The sequence below is a fragment of the Veillonella dispar genome (assembly GCF_937975875.1).
GTDB classification, from domain to species: Bacteria; Bacillota; Negativicutes; order Veillonellales; family Veillonellaceae; genus Veillonella; species Veillonella dispar_B.
This window is the reverse complement of the sequence record NZ_CALJSP010000165.1, coordinates 1-23615: the sequence shown is the minus strand read 5'-3', so window position 1 is coordinate 23615 and position 23615 is coordinate 1. Positions and strand designations below refer to the sequence as shown.

9 protein-coding genes are annotated in these 23615 nt (G+C 38.7%); 1 reads left to right on the top strand and 8 read right to left on the bottom strand.

Translation table 11 applies throughout. The features are described 5' to 3' along the window. Positions 1–166: 166 nt before the first annotated feature. Entirely contained in the window at positions 167–1192 is a 1026-nt protein-coding gene (locus Q7P05_RS08085) for an OmpA family protein (RefSeq protein WP_303931536.1), read from the bottom strand. Positions 1193–1781: 589 nt separating this feature from the next. Here Q7P05_RS08085 and Q7P05_RS08080 point away from each other — a divergent pair. Next, the gene (locus tag Q7P05_RS08080) at positions 1782–2489 is read left to right on the top strand and encodes a glutamine amidotransferase (protein ID WP_105085353.1); all 708 of its coding nucleotides are present in this window, start codon (positions 1782–1784) and stop codon (positions 2487–2489) included. Between the two features lie 351 nt (positions 2490–2840). Here Q7P05_RS08080 and Q7P05_RS08075 read toward each other — a convergent pair whose 3' ends face one another. The 7 genes from Q7P05_RS08075 to Q7P05_RS08045 form a co-directional block, all read right to left on the bottom strand. Next, positions 2841–4250 carry an MATE family efflux transporter gene (locus Q7P05_RS08075; protein WP_303931534.1) on the bottom strand — a complete coding sequence of 470 codons (1410 nt, stop codon included), beginning with the start codon at positions 4248–4250 and terminating at the stop codon, positions 2841–2843. Positions 4251–4585: 335 nt separating this feature from the next. After that, positions 4586–12664, bottom strand: coding sequence for an ESPR-type extended signal peptide-containing protein (locus Q7P05_RS08070; RefSeq protein WP_303931532.1), 8079 nt, complete (start codon positions 12662–12664; stop codon positions 4586–4588). Between the two features lie 547 nt (positions 12665–13211). Further along, positions 13212–19028: an ESPR-type extended signal peptide-containing protein gene (locus Q7P05_RS08065; RefSeq protein WP_303931531.1), complete on the bottom strand. Its 5817-nt coding sequence runs from the start codon at positions 19026–19028 to the stop codon at positions 13212–13214. 406 nt (positions 19029–19434) lie between these two features. Further along, on the bottom strand, positions 19435–20469 hold the full coding sequence (locus Q7P05_RS08060; RefSeq protein WP_303931529.1) for a biotin-dependent carboxyltransferase family protein: 1035 nt from the start codon (positions 20467–20469) through the stop codon (positions 19435–19437). Next, positions 20459–21199 (bottom strand): 5-oxoprolinase subunit PxpB, encoded by a 741-nt coding sequence (gene pxpB / locus Q7P05_RS08055; protein ID WP_303931527.1) that lies wholly within the window; start codon positions 21197–21199, stop codon positions 20459–20461. The genes Q7P05_RS08060 and pxpB overlap by 11 nt, the downstream gene beginning before the upstream one ends. 74 nt (positions 21200–21273) lie before the next feature. Beyond that, positions 21274–22470: an NRAMP family divalent metal transporter gene (locus tag Q7P05_RS08050; RefSeq protein WP_303931525.1), complete on the bottom strand. Its 1197-nt coding sequence runs from the start codon at positions 22468–22470 to the stop codon at positions 21274–21276. 154 nt (positions 22471–22624) lie between these two features. Further along, on the bottom strand, positions 22625–23395 hold the full coding sequence (locus Q7P05_RS08045) for a LamB/YcsF family protein (protein WP_303931523.1): 771 nt from the start codon (positions 23393–23395) through the stop codon (positions 22625–22627). Positions 23396–23615 lie beyond the last annotated feature (220 nt).

Here is a 23615-nt window from a genome sequence, read left to right as displayed (position 1 = left end):
CAACACATACATTACCAAAACTTAATGAACATTGTATGACCTACGATTGTATGCAAGCTTAGTATAACACAAAAGTCCACCTTATCACATGCTCGGTCCCCCGATGAACACGAGAGCATGATAGAAGGTGGACTTATTGTATACCTAATCTAGATATATCTAGAGATTAGCGGTGGATATAAACGTCTACACGACGGTTTTCAGCTTTACCTGCTGCAGTGGAGTTAGTTGCCACTGGTTTAGTGTCGCCATTAGCGATGCCAATTAAGCGATCAGCAGATACACCATTGTTTACTAAGTATTGAGCTACATATTGTACGCGGCGTTCAGACAAGCCAACGTTATATTGTGGAGTAGCATCAGTATCAGCATTACCTAACAATTTAACTTGGTCTTGAGAGTATTGGTGAGCAGCGTTTACAGCAGCTGTCAAGTTTGGATATTGGTCTGCACGAGCAACATCTTGATCGGAATCGAAGTAGATAGATTCTACATAGTAATCCAATTTAGGAGTTTTATACATAGGAGCTTCTACTACAGGAGCTGGAGCTGGAGTGTATACAGGAGCTGGAGCTGGAGTGTATACAGGAGCTACGGATTTTTGACCACCGAAACGGTAGGATAAGCCAACTACAGGACCTTGGAAGGATACATTGTCAGTATCAGTAGCTTGAGTATTGATATAACGGTAACCAGCATTGATATCCAAATCTTCGTTAACTTTGTAGCCTAAGCCAGCTTCCCAAGTGGAAGTTTTCTTAGTACCTACGCCAGCTTTACCATAAACTTCTACTTTAGAACCAAGGTTAGCTTTACCAATTACACCTACTTGTGCAATGTTATTAGTGCCACCAGCATCATGATTGTGGATACGACCATAGCCACCATATACTGCTACATTTTTGTTCAAAGAACGAACCAAGTTCAATTCATGCATATCAGTATCAAGATGTTTAGTATTCAAACCATGGTACCCATATTGAATAGCAGTTTTGTCAGACCAACCATAAGTCAAACCACCATCGAAGTTCCATTTGTGAGCATCTTTGCCACCATCCATTTTTGCTTCAACACTTGCAGCACCAAGATCAACTTGGAATTCACCTTTGTTGAATTGAGTTTGTGGAGTTGCGCCAGCTACGGATACGCCTACAGCAGCAACTGCCAATAAAGCTAATAATTTTTTGTTCATTATAATTCCCTCCAATAACAGCCTTTAACAATACACAGGCCTTTGGTAATAATATACTTTCATTTTACACAACTTTTCGATAAATTTCAATATCTTTTATGAATTTATCATGAGAATTTCGAATTATATCTATATACAGATGTTATATTTTTTAATTAATAATATATCTATCTTTATATTATAAGCATATTGAGGAGCTAATCGTATAAATGATTAGTTTCTGAATGCTTGCTCTTTTAAGATATATCTTATACTTCTTAATGAATCTTTAAAATTAATCAAACTAAAATACCTACGGAAACGTAGGCGTTCTATTTTAAATTAGTTGTCTTTTACGGAGAACCATGCGTGCCCTCTCTCAGGGACATTCATGTTACCTTCATCATTAAAAACAATTTCTAAATTATATCAACGACTTTTTTCGATATAATTTTGCAAAATATTTTTTGTGATGTAGCGAAATCCGGATATTATTATTTCCTATACATCATGATTTTCATCACAAAATAAATTCTATAGAATATGATATACTGATATTACGTACTTTGTAGAAATTACTATTGTATATAGTACTTATATAGGAGAAAGCATGAGTAAATTAGCTTATATTGTACGTCATATCAACTTTGAAAATGCCGGTATTTTGGAGTCAGTCTTAGTGGAGCGAGGGTTTGAACTAACATATATCGAAGCTCCCCTTGCCAATTTTGAACACTATGATGCCCAAAAAGCTGATTTAGTCATCGTCTGCGGTGCTCCCATTGGCGCGTATGATGAAAAACTCTATCCATTCTTAACCGACGAAATCAAGTTTATTACAGATCGTATTAATAGTAAAAAGCCATTACTAGGCATTTGTTTAGGTGCTCAACTTATATCTCGTATTATGGGTGGCCACGTAGGACCTATGAAGCATGGTAAGAAAGAAATTGGCTTTAGTCCCATTGAGTATACTACTGAAGGAGCCTCCTCTCCATTAGCATTGCTAGGCAATGTGCCTGTTCTTCACTGGCATGGCGATGAATTCGAAATTCCTAGAGGTGCCGTTAGACTTGCCAAAACAGAGCTATGTCAAAATCAAGCATTCTCTGTAGATACTCATATCCTAGCCCTTCAATTCCATATGGAGGCTGACCCTACTTTAATTGAAAGTTGGCTTGTAGGTCATTGTGCAGAACTATCTAATGCAGGAATTGACATTTGCAAACTTAGAGATGATGCCAAACGACTACGCCAAGAATTACCTGCTGCTGGTAAAGCGGCTTGTATTGCCTGGCTTGAACAAAATCATTTATAAAAACAAAAACCGCCTTAGTAAAACTAAGGCGGTTTTTGTCTGTTTCTTATATATATCCCTTACATATATACACGAAATCATAGATTTCTGGTCCGATAACACATTCCCCAATGTGTCATTTTTTCCACATTTGGTATTGTACATCAAAAAAATTGAATATGCAAGAAGTTTTTCATAAATCTTTCATAAATTATTTTAATTTTTTCAATATAAAAAGTGATAAATAGCAATGCATCATAAGTTTTATCGACTTTAATGCGCTATATTTAACACTACAAACTTTAAGTTTTATATGAAAAATTCAACTTAAATGATATTCAAAATTAATATTTTTGACATTATTAGGTAAAATTAGACAATTTTATGCTGCCATGTCCCTCGAATAAATCTCACGTAAGAACAGCATAAGCGTAAGGACTGATCAAAGCACAAGGATAACCAGGCACCTAATAATCCTAAACCTAACGTAATACACAATAGATAGGTAATAATAGGTCGAATGATAGCTACACTAATTAGGGAATATTGCATAATATAATACGTATCCCCTGCCCCTTTTAACACACCAGAATATACTTGCTGTAAAGCTTGTGGGAAAGCTGCTACTGCCATGATGCCCATCAAAGAACCAGAAAGAAATACTACTTCACTTTCACGAGTATAAAGCTGTACCAAAAACTCTCCAGGACCAATAAAGATTAGCGCACTTACAAGACCTACTACAAGACCAATACGAGCACCAATTTTTCCATACGTTTTTGCAATATCTGGACGTTTATGCCCAAGACTTTGACCTGTATGTGAGGCTCCTGCGAAACCAAGCCCCATGGCAAAGTAGTAGAATATGTCCATCAAATTCATACATACATAATGAGCTGCCAATGGCACGGCCCCTAAGGAAGCAACAATCATGGTGTATGTATACATACCAAAACGTTCAAAGAACTGCTCTCCTAAAGAGCTGCCCCCAACGTGAAACATCGTATGAAGTACGGGTCTTTCAAAGGTCCATTTGGACGGATGTCGCAATGTTAGTCCTGTAGTCGTGTGCTGTGAGATAGTACGCAGTAGCAACAATGCAATAAGAGCACTACTGATCATGGTCGACACGCCCGCCCCCATAACACCGAGCTCAGGGAAGAACCCAATACCATAAATCAAGAAAAAGTTCATGATGGTATTTAAAATGTTCCCTACTACATTTGATTTAAAAATTACTTTTGTATTACCGTATCCGATCAGTGCAGCCCCTACAATTTGACTAAAAGATTGGAATATTAGACTAATGACAATAAAACGGCCATACCAGACAGCCGTGTCTATATAGCCGTCTTCGGCACCTGTAAAGCGTAAGATATGCTCTAAATTAAAGAAACATATTGCCAATAAAGGCACATAAATCAAAAAATTTAATAATATAGACTGCTTAAGAACTGCATTCATACCGTCCACATCGCCTTCACCATGACGGCGCGCAATGATAGCAGTAACAGCAATAGATAAAGCGCGGCAGAAAATGAGCATCACCATTTCAGGCTGTCCCATAATACCTACCGACGCAAGTGCAGACGCACCGAGTGCCCCAACCATTGCCAAATCGATGGCAGTCATAAACTGTAACATCAAACCTTGTAATGTAGCTGGCCAAGCAATTTTCAAATATTTACCATACAGTTGCTTTGTAGTTCCCACTGGACCTAACCGCTCTGCAGTGGGCAACATGGTATCTACTGAAAGCCATCGTTGTATGCGGTCTAACATAGTAACTCCTATTCATGTAAGATCGTACAAGTTGGAACCATCAATTAGCTCCTAATATCTTCTAAATTATATCACAAATATACATGAGAAGGCATTCATATATTATACTTTTATTTAATAATCTATATCAAAATAACAAAAGAACCCCTTCCTATTCTCTTATACCCATATAGGTATAACTACGATAAGTAAGGGGTTTCTTTTAAAACTCCAGTTCTTTGAGATACTCACAATTGAAATTGTATCTCACTTTATAGAGAGGTATCACTTCAAATAAAACTTCAAAGACTAGAGTACTGGACTAATCAGTACCGATTTATCTTACTATATACTGATTAACCTTTAGATGCTAACAACTGGTTTACTGCTGCACGCAAGTCTTCTAAACCTTGTTTAGTTTCAGCTAGTTCTTGACGTTGACGCTCATTTTCAGCTTCCAATGTATTAAGACGAGCCGCTTGATCTGCGATAACAGTTTTTTGTTCACTATTTTCTTTTTTGAGACTAGATACTTCATCTTGCATTACATACACAGAGCTAATAGGGCCGGCTTTGTAACGATCAGGAATATTTTTCTTTTCTGGGCTAGAGCCAAATTTGTGAGTTACACCTGCATTGACCATGTTGCGGTTCGCACCAAGAGATACACCAACGTTGAACATTGTATCTTCATTTGTATAATGTGCAAGACCTAAGGCCGCTGCTGTTTCACCGCGATAGTTACCAACACCAGCCATCACTTGAGTTGGTTCCAATGGGTCATATTGAATCGGTTTCAACGCTGCCATTGCTGCTGCATGCGCACCTACACGTTGTACCTCACCTGCTACTTGACCAATAGCATCGCCAATTCTAGCATTAGATGCTTTCAACTGACTAACATTAACTGCATCAGTATCATCTGTACCAGGTGCAATACCTTTAAGTTGGTTATTACCATTATTAAGGCCATCCTTAGTCAAGGAAATAGTGCCTGCATTTGGATTATTAGGATTTGCACTGCCTGGTGTAATTGTTATGCCATTACCATCTGTGACAGTTGTGTTACCTGCTGCATCTTTAAATGTAGCAGACTTCATATCCTTCAGTTCAGGATTTACTGCATAACTAATTGTTTTACCTGCTTGGCTAACCATCATATTATTGCCCGCTTTGAAAATAACTGTTTCATCAGTTTTAACTTTTTCAGCTGTTGCAGTTGGTGTGCTGTTAATACCAGAGCCTTCTGTACCAATAGTTGCATTCCATCCAGCATTTTCAACGGCGGATTTAACTTGATCTTCCGTAGCAGCACGGCCAGATGCAATATTATTTGGATTCCAAGTTTTGTTAGTTAATCCTGTAACAACACCATCTTTGCCATTTACTGCAACAGGATTATTACCACCTGTAGTAATGATGCCATCTTTACCATCGATACCTACAGTACCAATTGTAGCCTTGCCATCCTTACCATCAAGAGCAATCTTATCGCCAGCTTTTACAGAACCATTTTTGCCATCGATAGCAACTGCATTAGCACCATCACCAGCCTTGATTCTACCAGTTGTGCCATCTACAGTAACTGCCTTAGTTGGATCTGTGCCCAATGTAACCTTATCATTCAACTTGTTATCATAAATGATATGTCCATCAGCGGCAGTAGTTTTAGTCAATACAATATTACCTGTAGTACTACCAGCACTTTCACCACCATTAGCAGTCAATTCTGTTTTAGACGCCTTAGACTTAGCCTCTAATTGACGTACATTGACAGCATCGGTGTCATCTGTACCATCTGCAATATTAGAAATCTTATTGCCACCATTATTGAGACCATCCTTAGTTAAGGATACAGGATTTTTACCAGATGTAGTAATGGTTACACCATCTTTAGTAAGAGCTGTATTATTACCATTGCCATCATCAATAACTGTACTATCTGCTGTGGAAGTATTTGTTTTTGTACCATCCGTAATCTTAGTGCCATCTGCAGTTGTTGCTGTAGACTTAGTGCCATCTGCTACTGTATTACCAGCTGCAGTAGATGTATTGGTTTTAGTACCCGCAGTTTGTGTAATGGAATCACCATTGATAACCGTTGTGTTATTACCAGTACCATTGAAGCTTGCAGAGTTCATGTTCACAAGGTCTTTATTCAAAGAATATGTGAAGTCACGCCCATTTTGGTTGATTGTGATATTTTCACCAGCAATCATAGTAACCTTTGCGTCTTTACCTACTTTTGCATCTGATTTAGTACCAGTTTGTTTACCAGATGTAGCAGCATCCTTATCGGCTGTAATTTGCCATGTTTGGCTAGCTGCAGCATCAGCTACTACTTTCAATTGATCCTCGGTAGCAGCACGGCCAGAAACAGCATTGCCATCCCAAGTTGTATTACCGAGACCTGTTACATGGTTATTTGTACCATCTACTGTGACGCCACCAATATTAGCAGCTTTACCTGTAATAGTACCAGTAGTGCCATCTAACGTTACCGCCTTATTACCACCTGTTGTAATTGTATTATTTACACCATCAATAGCTGCACTACCAATAGTAGCCTTACCGGCTGTACCATCAATAACAATAGCATTAGCGCCAGTACCAAATGTCAATGTATCATTAAGTTTTACATTGTAAATTGTATGACCATCTGCAGCCGTTGTAGACGTTAATTTTACATTGCCAGTTGTTGTGTTAGCCGCTTCATCATCATTAGCAGTAATTTCTGTTTTAGATGCTTTTTTAGCTGCATTAATCGCATCTGCTACATTCTTAGCTGTTGCTACACCATCTGTAGCAGGACCTGTAACAGTGCCATCTGTGCCAGCTGTAATAGCCGCTGTTTTTACATCATATTTAACAACGCCTGCATCATCGATAGTAGCAGTTGTTAACGTGCCATCTTTAAAGTTCAAACCATCAGCCAAGGATACTTGTTTAGCTGTACCATCATTTGCTTTATAAGACAATTTAGTCTTCGTAGCAACTTTAGCGCCATCAATAGTTACCTTGTAGTCCTTAGTTGTGCCATCTGCACTTGGTGTTCCTGTAACAGTCAACGGATTATCTACATCCGTTGTATCAGTACTTACTGTAACTGCACTTACCGCAGATTTCTTAACCTCTGCTTCAGATACTTTTACAGTTAAGTTTTTACCATCTGCATCAGTTGTTACGTATTTACCGTCGCCTTTGATGCCCAATGTATCATCTTTAAGATTTACTACACCAGCAGATGTATTAGTATCGCCAGCAAATTTCAAGTTAATAGCATCAGTGCTTGCTTTAGCAGCCTTGTTGATAGCATCTGCTACATTTTTAGCTGTTGCTAAGCCATCATCACCTGTTACAGATGCTGCACCTGTAGTGGCATTACTATCGATAGTAGCACGTTTTGTAGACACCTCTACAGTATCACCATTCATCTTCGTAGAAATGAAATCACCAGTAGCACCTTTTACATTAAATGCTACATCACCATCTTTTAAAGATTGGCTAGATGCAGTACCACTATCTGCACCAAGGGACACTTTACGGCTCACAGCCGCTGCAGCATCATTGATCTTGGTCTTAGTATCATCATTAATATCAAACGTTACCTTGCCATCATTATCTACAGTAGCTTTAGTCATAGTGCCGTCAACAAAGTCTAAGCCTTTAGACAATTTAACAGACTTAGCATCTGTATCTGCCGCACTATTAGCACGGTATGTTAAAGTTTGGCTTGCTACAGTATCTTTCAACTGTTTTACATTCACCGCATCAGTATCATCTGTACCTTCAGCAACCTCTTTAATTTTGTTGCCACCAGCGTTGATTTCATCAAGGGTAAATTGGATTGTTTTACCCGCAGCATTTTGGAAGGCCATGCCTTGAGCACTACCTTCAGCATTATTGCCATCTTCATCCCTAAACATGAGATATTTAGACGTAAGGCCACTACTATTTGGACCTGCTTGAACTGATACAGTATCTAAACCAATATACGTTTGGGCCTCATTAGCACCAGTTTCACCATTCGTAAATCGCAATCGATCACTATCAATAGAGGATCCAGCACCTACATTATCTTTAAACTCAGCTCTATAGGCATTGATGATACCAGTACTACCATCTAGGGAAATTGTTTCTCCTCTTGGATTAGTAAGAGATATGGAGCTCAAATCTTTAAGGTTTTTATTTAACTTAACAGAAATCTTTTTATCATCACGATCGGTAGTAATATTATTATCACCAGTAAAGTCTACAGTATCACCACCGGCTACAGTTGTTGCCCCCTGATTATTAGCAGATAATTTCCATGCTGCACCGTCTTTAGCTTGGTTAGCAGCCTTATTAATCGCGTCGGCTACGTTCTTAGCAGTTGCTAAGCCATCATCACCTGTAACAGAAGCGGTACCTGCAGCATCGCTGTTGATAGTAGTACGTTTTGTAGATACTTCTACAGTATTGCCATTCATCTTCGTAGAAATGAAATCACCAGTAGCACCTTTTACATTGAATGCTACATCACCGTCTTTTAAGGATTGGCTAGAAGGTGTACCGCTATCTGCACCAAGGGAAATATTACGAGCTACTGCATTAGAAGAATTATCAACTTTAGTTTTAGTATCTGTATCTAAACCAACTGTAATAGTTTGATTATTTACAGTTGCAGTTACACCATTTGTACCAGCTACATTAAGTTTTTGGTTTTTAAGATCAATAGTACCGTTATTAGTACCATCTGTAATATTTAAATTTTGGGACAAGTTAGCAACAGCTTGCTTAACATCACCAATATTTGCTGCATTAGTATCAGTTGTACCACCACTAGCAACATTAGTGATTGTCTTGTTACCACCGTTGATACCATCAGTTTTATCAATGGAGATACCACCTACAGTTACTTTATCTGTTGTAATGCCAGTACCTGTAATAGCAGTCGTACCATTTGTTAAACCAGATGTGTTCATTACTGTGTTACCAGCAGTAATAGAATCTACTGTAAGATCTTTCTTCGTAGCTACAGTGATTTTCTTTTTATCTGTGCCATCTTGAGTGATTAAAATATTATCACCATTGATAAGATCTACTGTGTCCCCACCTTGTACAGTTGTTTTATCAGTTGTGCTGGAATTTGTTGTAAGATTCCATGCCGCACCGGCTTTAGCTGCATCAGCTGCTTTATTGATAGCATCAGCTACATTTTTAGATGTTGCTAAGCCATCATCACCTGTTACAGATGCTGCGCCTGTATTAGCATCACTAGTAATTGCCGCACGTTTAGTGGAAATTTCAACAGTGTTGCCATTCATCTTCGTAGATACTAAGTCACCTGTCGCAGCTTTTACATTGAATGCCACATCACCATCTTTTAAGGATTGGCTAGATGCTGTGCCGCTATCTGCACCAAGAGAGATGTTACGAGCTACTGCTGCAGACGCATTATCTACTTTAGTTTTTGTAGCTGCATCAAGACCTACTGTAACAGTTTGGCCATTTACAATTGTAGTTACACCATTCGTTCCGGAAATAGTAAGTTTTTGATTTTTAAGATTTACAGTACCATCTGTAGCACCATCAGAAACAGTAAGATTTTGAGACAAGCCATCTACAGCTTTATTTATAGAATCTGCTACATTTTTAGCAGTCGCTAAACCATCTGTAGGGCTATTTACTTTAGCTTTACCATCAGCGTCATTAGTAATAGTTTCTGTGGCAGTAGAAATAGTTACAATACCATTTGTACCTACAGTTGCTTTTGTAAAAGTACCATCTGTAAAGTTTAAACCATTTGCCAAGGACACTTTGTTTGCATTAGCACCATTAGCTTTGTATGTTAATTGTGTTTGATTAGCTAATTTTGTTGTATCAATACCAATTGCATAGTCCTTAGTATTTGTACCTGCTGTTGGTGTAATTGTAATAGGATTATCTGTTGTATTAGCCTTGCTAACAGTTACTGCGCCTACAGCTAAATCTTTTACTTTAGCAGAATCAACAGCTACTTGTACACCTGTAGCAGAAGCCTTAGTAGTAACTAAATCGCCATCACCAGCCACTTTAAAGGTTGCATCACCGTCTTTAAGATACTTAAGACCTGTAGATCCTGTATCACCTGTTAAACCAATACCTTTAGTCGTAGCATTTACCGTATTATTGTCTAAACCAACAACAAGACTACCATTATTTGTACCAACTAAATCAGTTCTAATACCATTAGCACCGATTACTTTAAGTGGACTTTCACTAAGCTTAACAGTACCCGTTTTAGAATTTGTATCTAGTTTTAATGTAACAGCATCTACAGCATTCTTTACATCTGTAATGTTCGCTGCATTAGTACCTATATTACCACCGCTAGAAACGTTGGTAATTTGCTGTCCCCCTGCACTAATAGCATCGGTACCAAACTTAACAGTTTTCGTAGCAGTTTTTGCAGTTAAACCATCACGAGTTATGGTCACATTATTACTACCAGTAGTCGGACCAATTTGAAGCGTTGTATTACTCAATACATTATCGCCGGCTTTAAATGAATCGCCAGTAAAGTTTCTACCTTTTACAGAACCATTTGTACCATCTAGAGTAATTTGATTGCCACCAGAAGAAACCGTAACGGAATTATTTGCTTTCACAGTATCTACAGTAATCGCCTTATTCAAAGAAGTAGTAATTTTTTTGCCACTACGAGTTACTGTAATATTATTGTCCCCACCAAAGATTACAGTATCTGATTTATTGATTACTTCAGGAGCACTAGAATCCCTGTCTGCCGCTAATTTCCAATGATATGCATTGGCAGAAATAGCTTTATTGATAGCATCTGCTACATTTCTAGAATCAGCCATGCCTGCAGCATTTGCAGAAGCTTGACCATTTGTGACATCAATATTTTGTGTTTTACCAGAAATTGTAAGGTTCTGACCGTTGGCAGATGTTGTAATATATGTATTATCGCCCTTAAGGCCTAATGTGCTCTTTGCAATATTCACATTGCCAGTATTTACATTACCAGAGAATGCAAGGTTAACACTCTTTAATTGGGCTACGTTAACTGCATCTGTATCTCTTGTACCTGCTGCAAGGCCTGTAAGTTGACGTGTTACAGTACTACCATTACCAATAGAAACGGCACCTGTTGTACTAGTAAGTACATTGCCATTCAAACCAGAATAAACATCTGTACGGTTTGTATTAGGATTATAACCCTTATTAGCAGTACCGCCTGCTACATCAGCAACGGAATCACGCCCTAAGGCAACACCACCATCAACGGTAACGCTAGAATCAGGACCAATAGCAACAGATTTAACTGCACTTGCATTAGCTCTAGTACCAATAGCAATAGAATGTTGAGATGTGGAATTAACGCGACTACCTATGGCAATTGATTCTAAACCATTAGCTGTCGTAGCAGAGCCGATTGCAAGAGCTCTATTGCCTGTAGCTTTCGTTGGCGTAGATCCATATGAACCAATGGCAATAGTTCCATCATCATTGGCTGTAGCACTAGCACCTAACGCCACAGAGTTAGCACCTTTAGCAGTTACATTCATACCAGTAGCAACACTGTTAAAGGCAATCGACTGAGCAGCTTGACCAACTGCGACACCGCCTAAATCAGACTTAGTTCCATTAGTACCAACAGCAACACCATTTGCACCTTTTGAAGTGGTAAAAGCACCGATAGCTATACCACTCTCGCCTGTGACAGAACTTTTTCTACCGATGGCAATACTGTTATCTGCACTTGAAGAGCTCTCGCCCCCAATAGCGACACCATACTGATTAGTCGCATTGGCTAACATACCGATACCAACACCTGCAGTTCCACCAGCCTTTGCCCTAGATCCCAATGCAGTAGAGGATCCACCAGATGCAACAGTACCATGGCCAAATGCAGTGGCATCATTATTAGATGCAGTGGCATCAGCACCTAAAGCACTAGCATAGTTCCCTGTTGCCTTAGTACCATAACCAACTGCCACAGCAGCATCCTCGGACGCAACGGATTTAGCACCTAACGCTGTAGTACTTCCCGATGTAGCTTGTGCTGATAAACCCAATGCAACTGTAGATTGACCTATTGCATGAGCACCAGCACCCACCGCTGTAGCAGGTAATGCAGGATTTATTTCGGCTGCATTTGCTACACTATAATAACCGATTGCAACGGATTGGTTGCTGCCGGAGTTCGCTGCGTTACCAATAGCTAGGCCATTAGTTTTGCCGCTAGCAACAATACCATTAGCAAATGATGCAGACGGTAGATCGCCCACTGCCGCTGCAACATCAATTACACTTGCAGTCTGCATCGCCAAGGCAGCCAAGATACTCGCTACTACAATTTTCTTTTTCCCTGTTTTATTTTTTGCCATTTCAGATACTACAACGTAGCACTGTTTAGACTTAGACCAAATGACTTTAAATATCTTATTCATACATTTTCCTTCTTTAAATTACTAACCCTCAACTATATGAATCATATGTTCCACACTTCTCTCAGTCTGGAAATAATGAAAGCTACACAGACTTTCATTTATAAAACCTATCTTTAATTTTACCATAATTCATCTAATTTTCTCAATTTAAAAGTGTACTTTTTGGATATTTACTATTATCTCAATTATGCATAGAGTATGCTTAAACACGCAGTATCATCATAATTCATTTATAATTCACCTTAATAAATTGCATATTACATGAATTTTTATGCTCCTAATTGAGAACGAAAAGAATATTAGATTTCATTACAAAATTAATCACCGTCTAAAAATATTCATAAATTATTCATTATATACAATTTTATCGATATTTTTATTAATTATTAAATTAGAATTTTCAGACTATTTTATTTTACAGATATAGCTTTAATAAACTATTTTTGTTTTCATACTAAAAAGAGCCTCCTCTTTCGAGGAAGGCTCTTTCTAGTTTTACATATCCATTCACGGGATATACATAGTTCTAACTATATGTACAATATGATTATGCTTTATTTGCCAACAATTGGTTAACTGCTGCTTTCAACGCATCAATTTCAGATTGTTGTTGTTCAAGCTTGGATTTGTACTCTTCATTTTGGGAACGCAAGTGACTTACTTCATCTTGCATTACGTAGATAGAGCTGATAGGACCAGCTTTATAACGTTCTGGAATCGCATCTTTTCTATCACGGCTACCACCGAATTTGTGAGTTACACCAGCATTAATCATGTTATGGCTAGAACCAAGTGTAACACCAATATTGAACATAGTATCTTCAGTTTTGTAATGGGCAAGACCGATTGCACCAGCTGTTTCACCACGGTAGTTACCAATACCAGCCATAATTTGTGTTGGTTCCAATGGATCGTATTGGATTGGTTTCAACGCTGCCATAGCTGCCGCATGAGCACCAACACGTTGTGTTTCAACGCCTACATTGTTAATAGCTTGTTGTAAACCAGCTTTAGTTTCTTTCAATTGGCTTACGTTTACTGCATCTGTATCAGCTGTACCAGGTGCTACACCATGAATTTGGTTGCCACCATTGTTCAAGCCGTCTACAGTAAGGGATACAGGACTAGCTGCAGAGTTTGCAGGATTGATAGTCATGCCTGCACCATTAACTGTTGTAGCGTTACCAGCTGCATCCTTTACAGTTGTACCAGCAGGAGTAATCTTAGTGGATGGACCATTTTCATCACCTACAGTTACACTGTTAAGACCTTTCACGTCTTTAGCTAGGCTATATGTGAAAGTAGTACCGTCTTGTTTAACCTCAAGATTATCACCGGCTTGGAATTTAACAGTATCGCCGCCTTGTACTTTTTCAACAGTACCGCCAGCTGCAGTTACATTCCATGCAGATAGATCTTTAACTTGTTGTTTACCAGCAGGTGTTAAGTTGCTCAAGTCTTGGTTTGCTGCATTATCGATTTTAGCTTTTGTTGCATCATCGATTTTAACAGTTACATCTTCACCATTAGCTACCGTTGTTAAGCCGTTTTCGCCTTTGATGTTAAATTTCACATCGCCTGTGCTCAAGGATTTTTTATCAGTAGAACCAGTGTTACCACCTAAGGAAATCTTACGACCGATTGCTTCTGTGTTTTTATCAATTTGAGCTTTATTTGCTGCAATATTATCAGCATTTTTACCAATGTTAGTTTTATTTTCCGCTACTTGATCATCAACTGCTTTTAATTGATCTTCAGTTGCTGCACGACCACTTACAGGTTGTGTTACACCTGGAGTCCAAGTTTTATTAGTCAATCCTGTTACTTCTGGAGTTTCTACACCATCAGTTGCTTTTACTTTTGGAGCTGTAATAGTGTCATTAGCAGTTACTGTATCGAAGGTTACATCTTTCTTAGTCGCAATTGTGAAGTCTTTACCATTTTGAGTAATGGAGATGTTATCACCATCGATGAACTTAACGGTGTTACCACCTTCAACTTTTTCAGCAGTACCATTGTTAGCCACTACATTCCATGCAGATAAATCTTTAACTTGTTGTTTACCAGCATCTGTTAAGTTGCTCAAATCAGTGTTTGCTGCATTGTTGATTTTGTTTGCAGTAGCATCATCTAATTTAACAGTTACATCATCGCCATTAGCTTCAGTAACGATACCATTTTGTCCTTTAATATTGAATTTCACATCACCTGTGCTCAAGGATTTTTTAGTTGTATCACCATTATCACTACCTAAGGAGATATTACGAGCAATAGCCTTTGTATTTTGATCAATTTGAGTTTTGTTGGCTGCAATATCGCCAGCATTTTTATCGATAGCAGTTTTGTTATCAGCAATATTTTTCTTGTTCTTAGCTACTTCATCATCAACTGCTTTCAATTGATCTTCAGTCGCAGCACGACCAGATACAGGTTGTGTTACACCTGGATTCCAAGTAGTATTTGTTAAACCACTCACTTCTGGAGCTGTAATTTTTTGGTTTGCTGTAACGTTATCAAATGTTACATCTTTCTTTGTGGCAACAGTGAAGTCTTTACCATTTTGTGTAATGGTAACATTATCACCATCGATGAATTTAACTGTATCGCCACCTTGAACCTTTTCAGCAGTACCGTTGTTAGCTACTACATTCCAAGCTGCTAAATCTTTAACTTGTTGTTTACCAGTTGGAGTTAAATTGCTCAAATCACGGTTTGCTGCATTATCGATTTTATCTTTTGTAGCATCGTCTAATTTAACAGTTACATCTACGCCATTAGCTGCAGTAGTAATGCCATTTTCACCTTTAATGTTGAACTTCACATCACCTGTGCTCAAAGATTTTTTATCTGTATCACCATCATCACTGCCTAAGGAGATTTTACGAGCAATAGCTGTTGTATTTTGGTCGATTTTATCTTTGTTTGCAGCAATTTCTCTTGCATTGTTTGCAATATCGCCAGCATTTTTATTGATAGCAGTTTTGTTATCAGCAATATCACCAGCATTTTTAGCAATATTTGTTTTGTTTGTTGCAATATCACCAGCATTTTGAGTGATATTGTCTTTATTAGCTTGAACTTGATCGTCAACCACTTTCAACTGATCTTCAGTTGCTGCACGACCAGATGTAATGTTATTTGGATCCCAAGTTTTATTAGTTAAACCAGTTACTTGAGGCGTTTCCACACCAGTTGTAGCTTTAACTTTTGGAGCTGTAATAGTGTCGTTAGCCGTTACCGTATTGAATGTTACATCTGGCTTAGTAGCAAATGTGAAGTCTTTACCAGATTGTGTAATAACAATGTTATCACCATTGATGTATTTTACAGTGTCGCCACCTTTAACATCTTCAGCAGTACCACTATTAGCAACTACTTTCCAAGCTGCTAAATCTTTAACTTGCTTTTTACCATCTGGAGTCAAATTGCTCAAATCTTTGTCAGCAGCGTTATCGATTTTATTTTTAGTATCTGTATCAAGTTTAACTGTTACATCATTACCGGAAGCGGTTGTAGTAATACCATCTTCACCTTTAATAGTGAAGTCTACATCATCAGCGCTTAAGGATTTCTTAGTTGTAGTACCAGTATTACCATTTAAGAAAATTTTACGAGCAATAGCTGTTGTATTTTTATCGATTGCTGTTTTATTATCAGCAATATTTTGTTTATTAGTAGCTACTTGATTATCAACTGCTTTCAATTGATCTTCTGTAGCCGCACGACCAGGTACAGGTGTTGTTTGACCTGGAGTCCAGTCTCTATTAGTTAAGCCTGTTACTTGAGGTGTCACTACCCCTGTTGTAGCGTTCACAGTTGGAGCTGTAATTGCTTGCGTAGCTGTAATATTATCAAATGTTACATCTTTCTTTGTGGCAATTGTAAAGTTTTTACCAGCTTGTGTAATTTCGATGTTATCACCATCGATGAACTTAACAGTGTCGCCACCTTTAACATTTTCAGCAGTACCACTGTTAGCTACAACTTTCCATGCTGCTAAATCTTTAACCTTTTGCTCACCTGCTGGGTTCAAATTGCTTAAATCTTTGTCAGCAGCGTTATTGATTTTATTTTTAGTATCTGTATCAAGTTTAACAGTTACATCATTACCAGCAGCTGTTGTAGCAATACCATCTTCACCTTTAATTTTGAAGCTTACAGCTCCATCATTTAAAGATTTCTCTGTTGTAGAACCAGTATTACCTTCTAAGGAAATTTTATTAGCAAGCGCTGTAGTATTTTTATCGATTGCTGTTTTATTAGCTTCTGCTTTAGCGTCTGTTTTCTTCAATTGAGATACATTGACAGCATCTTTATCATCTATGCCATCAGCTACGTTAGTAACTTTCATGTCGCCTGCATTGATACCTTTATCGCCATCAATTTTTACAGTTGGATTACCTGCAGCATTGTTGAAAGATGCACTGTTCAAGCCAGTAAGATCTTTCTTCAAGGATACAGAGATATTTTTATCATTTCTAGCAACTGTAATATTATCGTCGCCAGAGAAATCTACTTTATTACCTTTTTCAACTGTTACTGGTGTTGCTTCACCATTAGCAGAAAGATCCCAAGTATATTTGTTTTGATCGATAGCATGATTAATTGCTTCTGCTACATTCTTAGCATCTGCCATGCCAGCTGTACCTGCAGCTTTACCATTTGTTACAGTAATATCTTGTTTTTTACCAGCAATTGTAATTTTCTTGCCATTAGCTTTAGTTTCGATGTATGTATTATCACCATTTACAGCTAATTCGCTATTTGCTAAATTCACATCGCCACTACCAGTGTCGCCTGTGAAAGCAAGGTTAACACTCTTCAATTGTGCTACGTTAACAGCATCTGTATCAGCTGTACCAGCAGCAACATAGTTGATTTGGCGAGTTTGATCTGTTGTACCGACAGCAACACCACCTAATGTAGATGTTAAAGTAGCACCACTTAAACCAGTATATTTATCAGTGCGACCAGTATTGGAATTATAGCCTGCTATACCTGCTGCAGTACTAGCCACAGAGTTAGAGCCAATCGCAACACCATTAGTAACTGTTGCACTTGCACCATCACCAATAGCTACAGAGCTTGTTGCAGCCGTATCTGTAGATGCATTAGGACCAATCGCAATAGAGTTATTAGCTTTTGCACCAGTATTATCTTTATTAGGATTATCATTAGAATTAATAGATACATATTTATGTGCAACTTGATCTGCGATAGCAGCTAACTGAGAGCCATTAATGGCATCTGTAGAAGTAGCACTTACTTCACCAGGAGCCACGTTTTTCAACTGACGTTCATATCCTGCAGCACCGAAGGAAACAATATCACCTTCTAAAGTTGAGTTACCACCAGACCAAGATGCAACTACACCATTTGGCAATGTATAGCTAGTTTGTTTGGTACCAGCTAGATCAGTAGTAGAACCACCACCTAAAGCAACAGAGTTATCACGATTTGCTTTCGCACCTGTACCAATAGCGATGGCATTTGTTACAGATGTATTATCTAGACCACTTGTATTTACGCCATTTAAAGCGCCGGCGATACGATTTTTAGAATCAGCGCCCGTACCAATAGCAATACCAGCATTACCAGATTGACCCTTAGTACCCACTGTGATACCGATATGGTCTGCTGTAGCATTATTATAATCTCTATATTTAATTTCATAACCTGTTAAAGCTTTAACAGCAGCAGAAACGGTTCCAACAGTAGCTTTCCCTGTATTAATATCAGTATAAACTGCTTTAGTAGACACCATTTTATCGGCGTCGTCGCCACCAATAACAATAGAGGAGTGACCAAGGGCTTTAGTATTACCACCAATCGCAATACCTTGGTCACCTACAACTTCCGCACCTTGACCAGGATCTGCACCACCACCAATAGCAATACCTTGTGAATATGGATTCCCGGCTGAGTTTACTGTCGCACTATTACCAATAGCAACCGCAGTATTGCCCTTAGCAATTGAATTTCTACCTACAGCAACACTCGCTGTCTTAGTAAATCTACCAGACGAATAAGCGTTTTGACCAATAGCAACGCTACCCTCAAAATCTGCATTTGCACCATTACCAATTGCAACAACATCACTTTTCTCAGCTTGTACATTTGTACCTAAGCCAACAGAATTCCTACCGGAAACATTAGCTCCAGCACCAAAGCCAACAGAAGTTGGATCAGCTACGATAGGTAGAGTATTTGCTGCCAACGCCACATTAGCATTAGTCATTGCCAATGCTGCAAAGATACCCGCTACTACAATTTTCTTTTTACCGCTATTGTTTTTTGCGAATTCAGATACTACTACGTAGCACTCTTTGGATTTGCTCCAAACTACTTTAAAGATTTTGTTCATTCTTCTTTTCTCCTATAAACCTTCTTATAATCTCTCTATACATATTTACTATAATTACTATAATTTGTTAGTCATAATTGACTTTTAATTTTTTCGATGTAGTTAGTATATCAAAATCTTCGATATAGTTGCAAGTACTTTCATTAAACTTTCACAAAAATAATAACCTATGCAAATACTGCAATTATGCGGATTTTTTTATGCCTCATATCAAAATCTTACCATAAACGTGGCATTTTTACACCATAAATAAAGTTCCAAAATGAATATAAACTCATAATTAACTTTTTTAAACTACGTTTATATGATTGCGGGCATAGAAAAACACCTCTATAACTGAATAGTACAGTTCAAACCGTACATCTTCATTACAGAGGTGTTCACTTCATTAAATTTATATAAACTTTTAAATTTTATTCATTACCTTAAATACATAAGCACTTTGTTCATGTGCTAATTTGATGCGCTTCTGTAAACGTTCCATATATGCTCGATATATGTCTTGCGCTTCTTCAATGGTTACGATATTAAAATTAATACCATCCCCTACCGGCAGTTGACTAAGGCGAGGTAAATCGGCAGTAATGATTGTACCAATCTTTGTATAACCACCTGTTGTTTGGCGATCCGCCATAAGGACAATAGGGTGGCCATTAGATGGTACTTGAATAGATCCGAACACAGCACCATCAGAAATAATATCTGCACTGTCTACGTGTTCAATTTCAGGTCCTTCTAATCGGAATCCCATTCGATCGCATTCTACAGTTAGTGTATAGATGTTATCACTAAAGGTCTTGATACCCTTCTCGGTGAAATGTTTTGCTTGATCTCCCAGCACAACGCGCAACGGTTCATGACATTCACGACCGCCTCGATTATACAACGCCGTATTGAACAGAGTATGCCCTTCTCCACGATAGTCGCATACATGCACTTCATCTCTGGTGAATGCTTTGATACCGAGTTCATCGTCCTTTTGTAATGGTCGTCCCTCAAGGCCGCCTATTTTTGCTTTTGTATGAGTAGATACGCTACCGTTGATACTAGGTACATCGATACCGCCAGAAAATGCAATATACATTCGCACACCGCATTGGCTAAAACCACCGGAAATAACATCACCTTCATGACATACAAATGGAATATATCTCGGTACTCGTACACTATTGATGGTCGGTTCCATGTCGGCCCCTGTGAAAGCAACGATACATGTGCCTTTCACGGTGAGTGTAGGCGGCAGCAATGTACACTCTAAGGCACCTGCCGTTTCTACATTACCTACCAGTGCTTGCCCCAAGAGATAGCTTTCACTATCCATAGGACCTGCTACAGGCATACCATATTGTTGGAACCCAACGCGACCTTTATCTTGAATGGTGGTGTACATGCCTGGTGCATTTACGTAGATAGATAATTTATTAAACTCATTAATAGCCACGCAACTCACCTACCTCTACTTCATACATGGATGGCGCATAGTCCGCCCCCAATGCTTTAATACGATTATATTCCGCTTCATCTATCGGCACATAGCGCACATAGTCACCGGCACTCAATAGCGCCACTTGTTTCTTAGACATGTCATACATGGTTACCGGTGTACGGCCAATGATTTGCCAGCCCCCTGGAGAGTCGGATGGATACGTGCCAGTCTGAGCTCCTGCAATGCCTACAGAGCCTGCAGGTATCAATGTTCTTGGTGAGGACAAACGAGGGGTTGCAATACGTGGATCCATGCCGCCCAAATAGGTGAAACCAGGAATGAAGCCAAGCATATATACCAAGTAATCAGTACCACTATGAATGGCTACAACCTCATCTTCAGTTAGATTATTATGAGAGGCTACAAAACCGAGGTCTGGACCAAACTCACCACCGTACACGGTAGGAATTTCTACGACGGTAACAAGTTCATTAGCATTATCTGTTACAGTCTGCTCCAATGTAGGCTCAATGATGTTACACAATTCTGCATAGGTATATAACATAGCATCATATTGCAAAAGCAATGCACAATAGGTAGGAACTAATTCAATAATGCCCTCTAGATTCAGCTCTTGAATTCGCTCTATCGTTTGACGAATATGTCGATTAATCTTTGGATCGATGACTTGACCAAAATCAATAGAGATAGCGCAATCCCCTACAGGTGAAATTATAGGTTTCATAGGTATCTCCTTCCTAAAACCAGAAAGAACCATTACCTTCAAACGAAAATAATGGTACTTTCATAATTATCAAATTAACCAAGTAATTTAGCAATGCCTTGTAAGGATGTAACGCCGATGTAAGCTGTTACAAGTACTACAATCCACCCTGTATAGTATAACAGTTTATTATGTTTGTAGTCGCCTACGATTTCAGATTTATGAGTAGCAAAGAGCATTACTGCCAATGTAATCGGCAAGATTAAACCGTTTACGGAACCAGCCAAAATCAACAAGGATGCTGGTTTACCAATGAAGATCAAAATACATGTAGAAACAAAGATGAATGTCATAATAGTCAATTTTTCATTGCGTTCTACTACTTTGAATAATGTTTTTAAGAAGGACACGGATGTGTACGCTGCACCTACTACAGATGTTAAGGCTGCGCAGAAGAATACGATACCGAATAATTTATGGCCGATTTCACCAGCACCAAGAAGGAATGCAGAACCAGCCGGATCTTTAGGATCTAGTGCATAGCCCATAGACACAACGCCCAGAACGGCTAGGAATAACAAGATACGAACCACTGCATCTACGGACATACCCATGAAGGCTGCACGACGTACATCTTTCAAATGTTCTTGACCAGTAATACCCGCATCAATGAGGCGGTGACCGCCGGAGAAGGTAATGTAACCACCTACAGTACCACCGATAAGCGTAATAGTAGCAAGCCACGGATAATGCGTTGGTGCCACCGCATGAGTAACCGCTTCAGCCACTGGAGGGTTTGTAGAGAATGCCACATAACCAATCAATACTAGCATAACAGTACCAAGAATTTTTGCGGTGTTATCTAGAACACCACCCATTTTTGGAGATGCGAATAATAGAATACCCAAGATACCACTAATAGCCGCCGCTGTCGTTGTATCAATACCAAATACAATGTTTAGGCCCATGGACGCGCCCCCAATATTACCGATATTGAAAGCAAGACCACCAAGGGAAATCAAGAATGCTACGAAATAGCCAAGACCTGGCAATACTTTATTGGCAATATCTTGACCGCGCATTTTAGATATGCCAATGATAGTCCACACATTGAGCTGTGCCACAATAGAGAAAATAACGGAAACAACGATGGCAAACGCAAAATCAGACTTCAACTCATTTGTAAATGCCGCCGTTTGTAACATAAAGCCCGGCCCAATAGAGGACGTGGCCATCAAGAAAGCTGCCCCCAAGAGGACAGATAAACTCGCTTTACCTGCAATTGGTTTCATAAAAACCTCCACACAATAATTTATTGATTAACTATCTATTATGTACTTACTATTTACTACATATTTACTATGTATTACGTATTTGCTATGTATTACATATTTGCAATGCATTACATATTATCTATGTATTGCTTATTCGCTAATTGCCGTTTTACTATTTACGGTTCTGAAAATTATCTACTGTAACACCCGCTTTTGTAAGGCCTTCACGAATATAATTTGTGAAAGCAATCGCTTCAGGGTTATCGCCATGGACGCATACAGAATCGGCTACAATATCGATAGTATTGCCTGTATTAGTAACAACCTTACCTTCTGTAACCATCATAAGAACTCGTTCGAGAGCCTCTTGAGGGTCTTTTATGAAAGCGCCTGGTTCTGTACGAGGTACCAATGTACCTTCATCAGTGTAACCACGATCTGCAAAGACCTCTTGAATTACAGGAATGCCTCGACGCTGTGCTTCTTTTGCAATATAGCTACCGCTTAACACCATAGCTGCAATGTTAGGGTTTACCGCTTGTAATCCATCTAATACGGCATCTGCCAATGCAGGAGTTACACAAGCCGTATTATAAAAAGCACCGTGTAATTTCATATGTTGCAATGTAACGCCATAGCTATCACAGAAGGCTTGCAATGCACCAACTTGATATATCATATACGCTTTTGCCTCTGCAGGGTTCACTGCCATTGCACGACGGCCAAAGCCCATTAAGTCAGGATATCCAGGATGAGCCCCTACGGCTACGCCCTTCTCCTTGCACATGCGAACTGTCGCATCCATAATGAGAGGATCCCCAGCATGCCATCCACAAGCAACATTAGCACTAGTTACATGATTTAATACTTCACTATCCATGCCTAATGTATAGTTGCCAAAGCTTTCACCTAAATCGCTGTTTAGATCTACATAATGTGACATCAATAATCTCCTCCCTTTCTTCATCTCTTTTTTAAATTCTATAGAATATCGAATTTGTAGTTATGATTATACAAAATAAATCGATATATTAGCAATGATTTTTGTCATGTATACAAAATTTCTTTATTAATACATATATTAAAACACATAGTAAGACACAAAAAAGGGTTATAGGACAAAAAGTGTTGCTATTTCAGTCCCAAAGATTGGTAAATAGTCG

What these genes read in the sequence shown, in the direction of transcription:
- Q7P05_RS08080 (WP_105085353.1), top strand. Translation starts at nt 1,782, where the DNA reads ATGAGTAAATTAGCTTATATTGTACGTCATATCAACTTTGAAAATGCC.
- Q7P05_RS08065 (WP_303931531.1), bottom strand. Translation starts at nt 19,028, where the DNA reads ATGAACAAAATCTTTAAAGTAGTTTGGAGCAAATCCAAAGAGTGCTAC.
- Q7P05_RS08045 (WP_303931523.1), bottom strand. Translation starts at nt 23,395, where the DNA reads ATGTCACATTATGTAGATCTAAACAGCGATTTAGGTGAAAGCTTTGGC.
- Q7P05_RS08070 (WP_303931532.1), bottom strand. Translation starts at nt 12,664, where the DNA reads ATGAATAAGATATTTAAAGTCATTTGGTCTAAGTCTAAACAGTGCTAC.
- Q7P05_RS08085 (WP_303931536.1), bottom strand. Translation starts at nt 1,192, where the DNA reads ATGAACAAAAAATTATTAGCTTTATTGGCAGTTGCTGCTGTAGGCGTA.
- Q7P05_RS08050 (WP_303931525.1), bottom strand. Translation starts at nt 22,470, where the DNA reads ATGAAACCAATTGCAGGTAAAGCGAGTTTATCTGTCCTCTTGGGGGCA.
- pxpB (WP_303931527.1), bottom strand. Translation starts at nt 21,199, where the DNA reads ATGAAACCTATAATTTCACCTGTAGGGGATTGCGCTATCTCTATTGAT.
- Q7P05_RS08075 (WP_303931534.1), bottom strand. Translation starts at nt 4,250, where the DNA reads ATGTTAGACCGCATACAACGATGGCTTTCAGTAGATACCATGTTGCCC.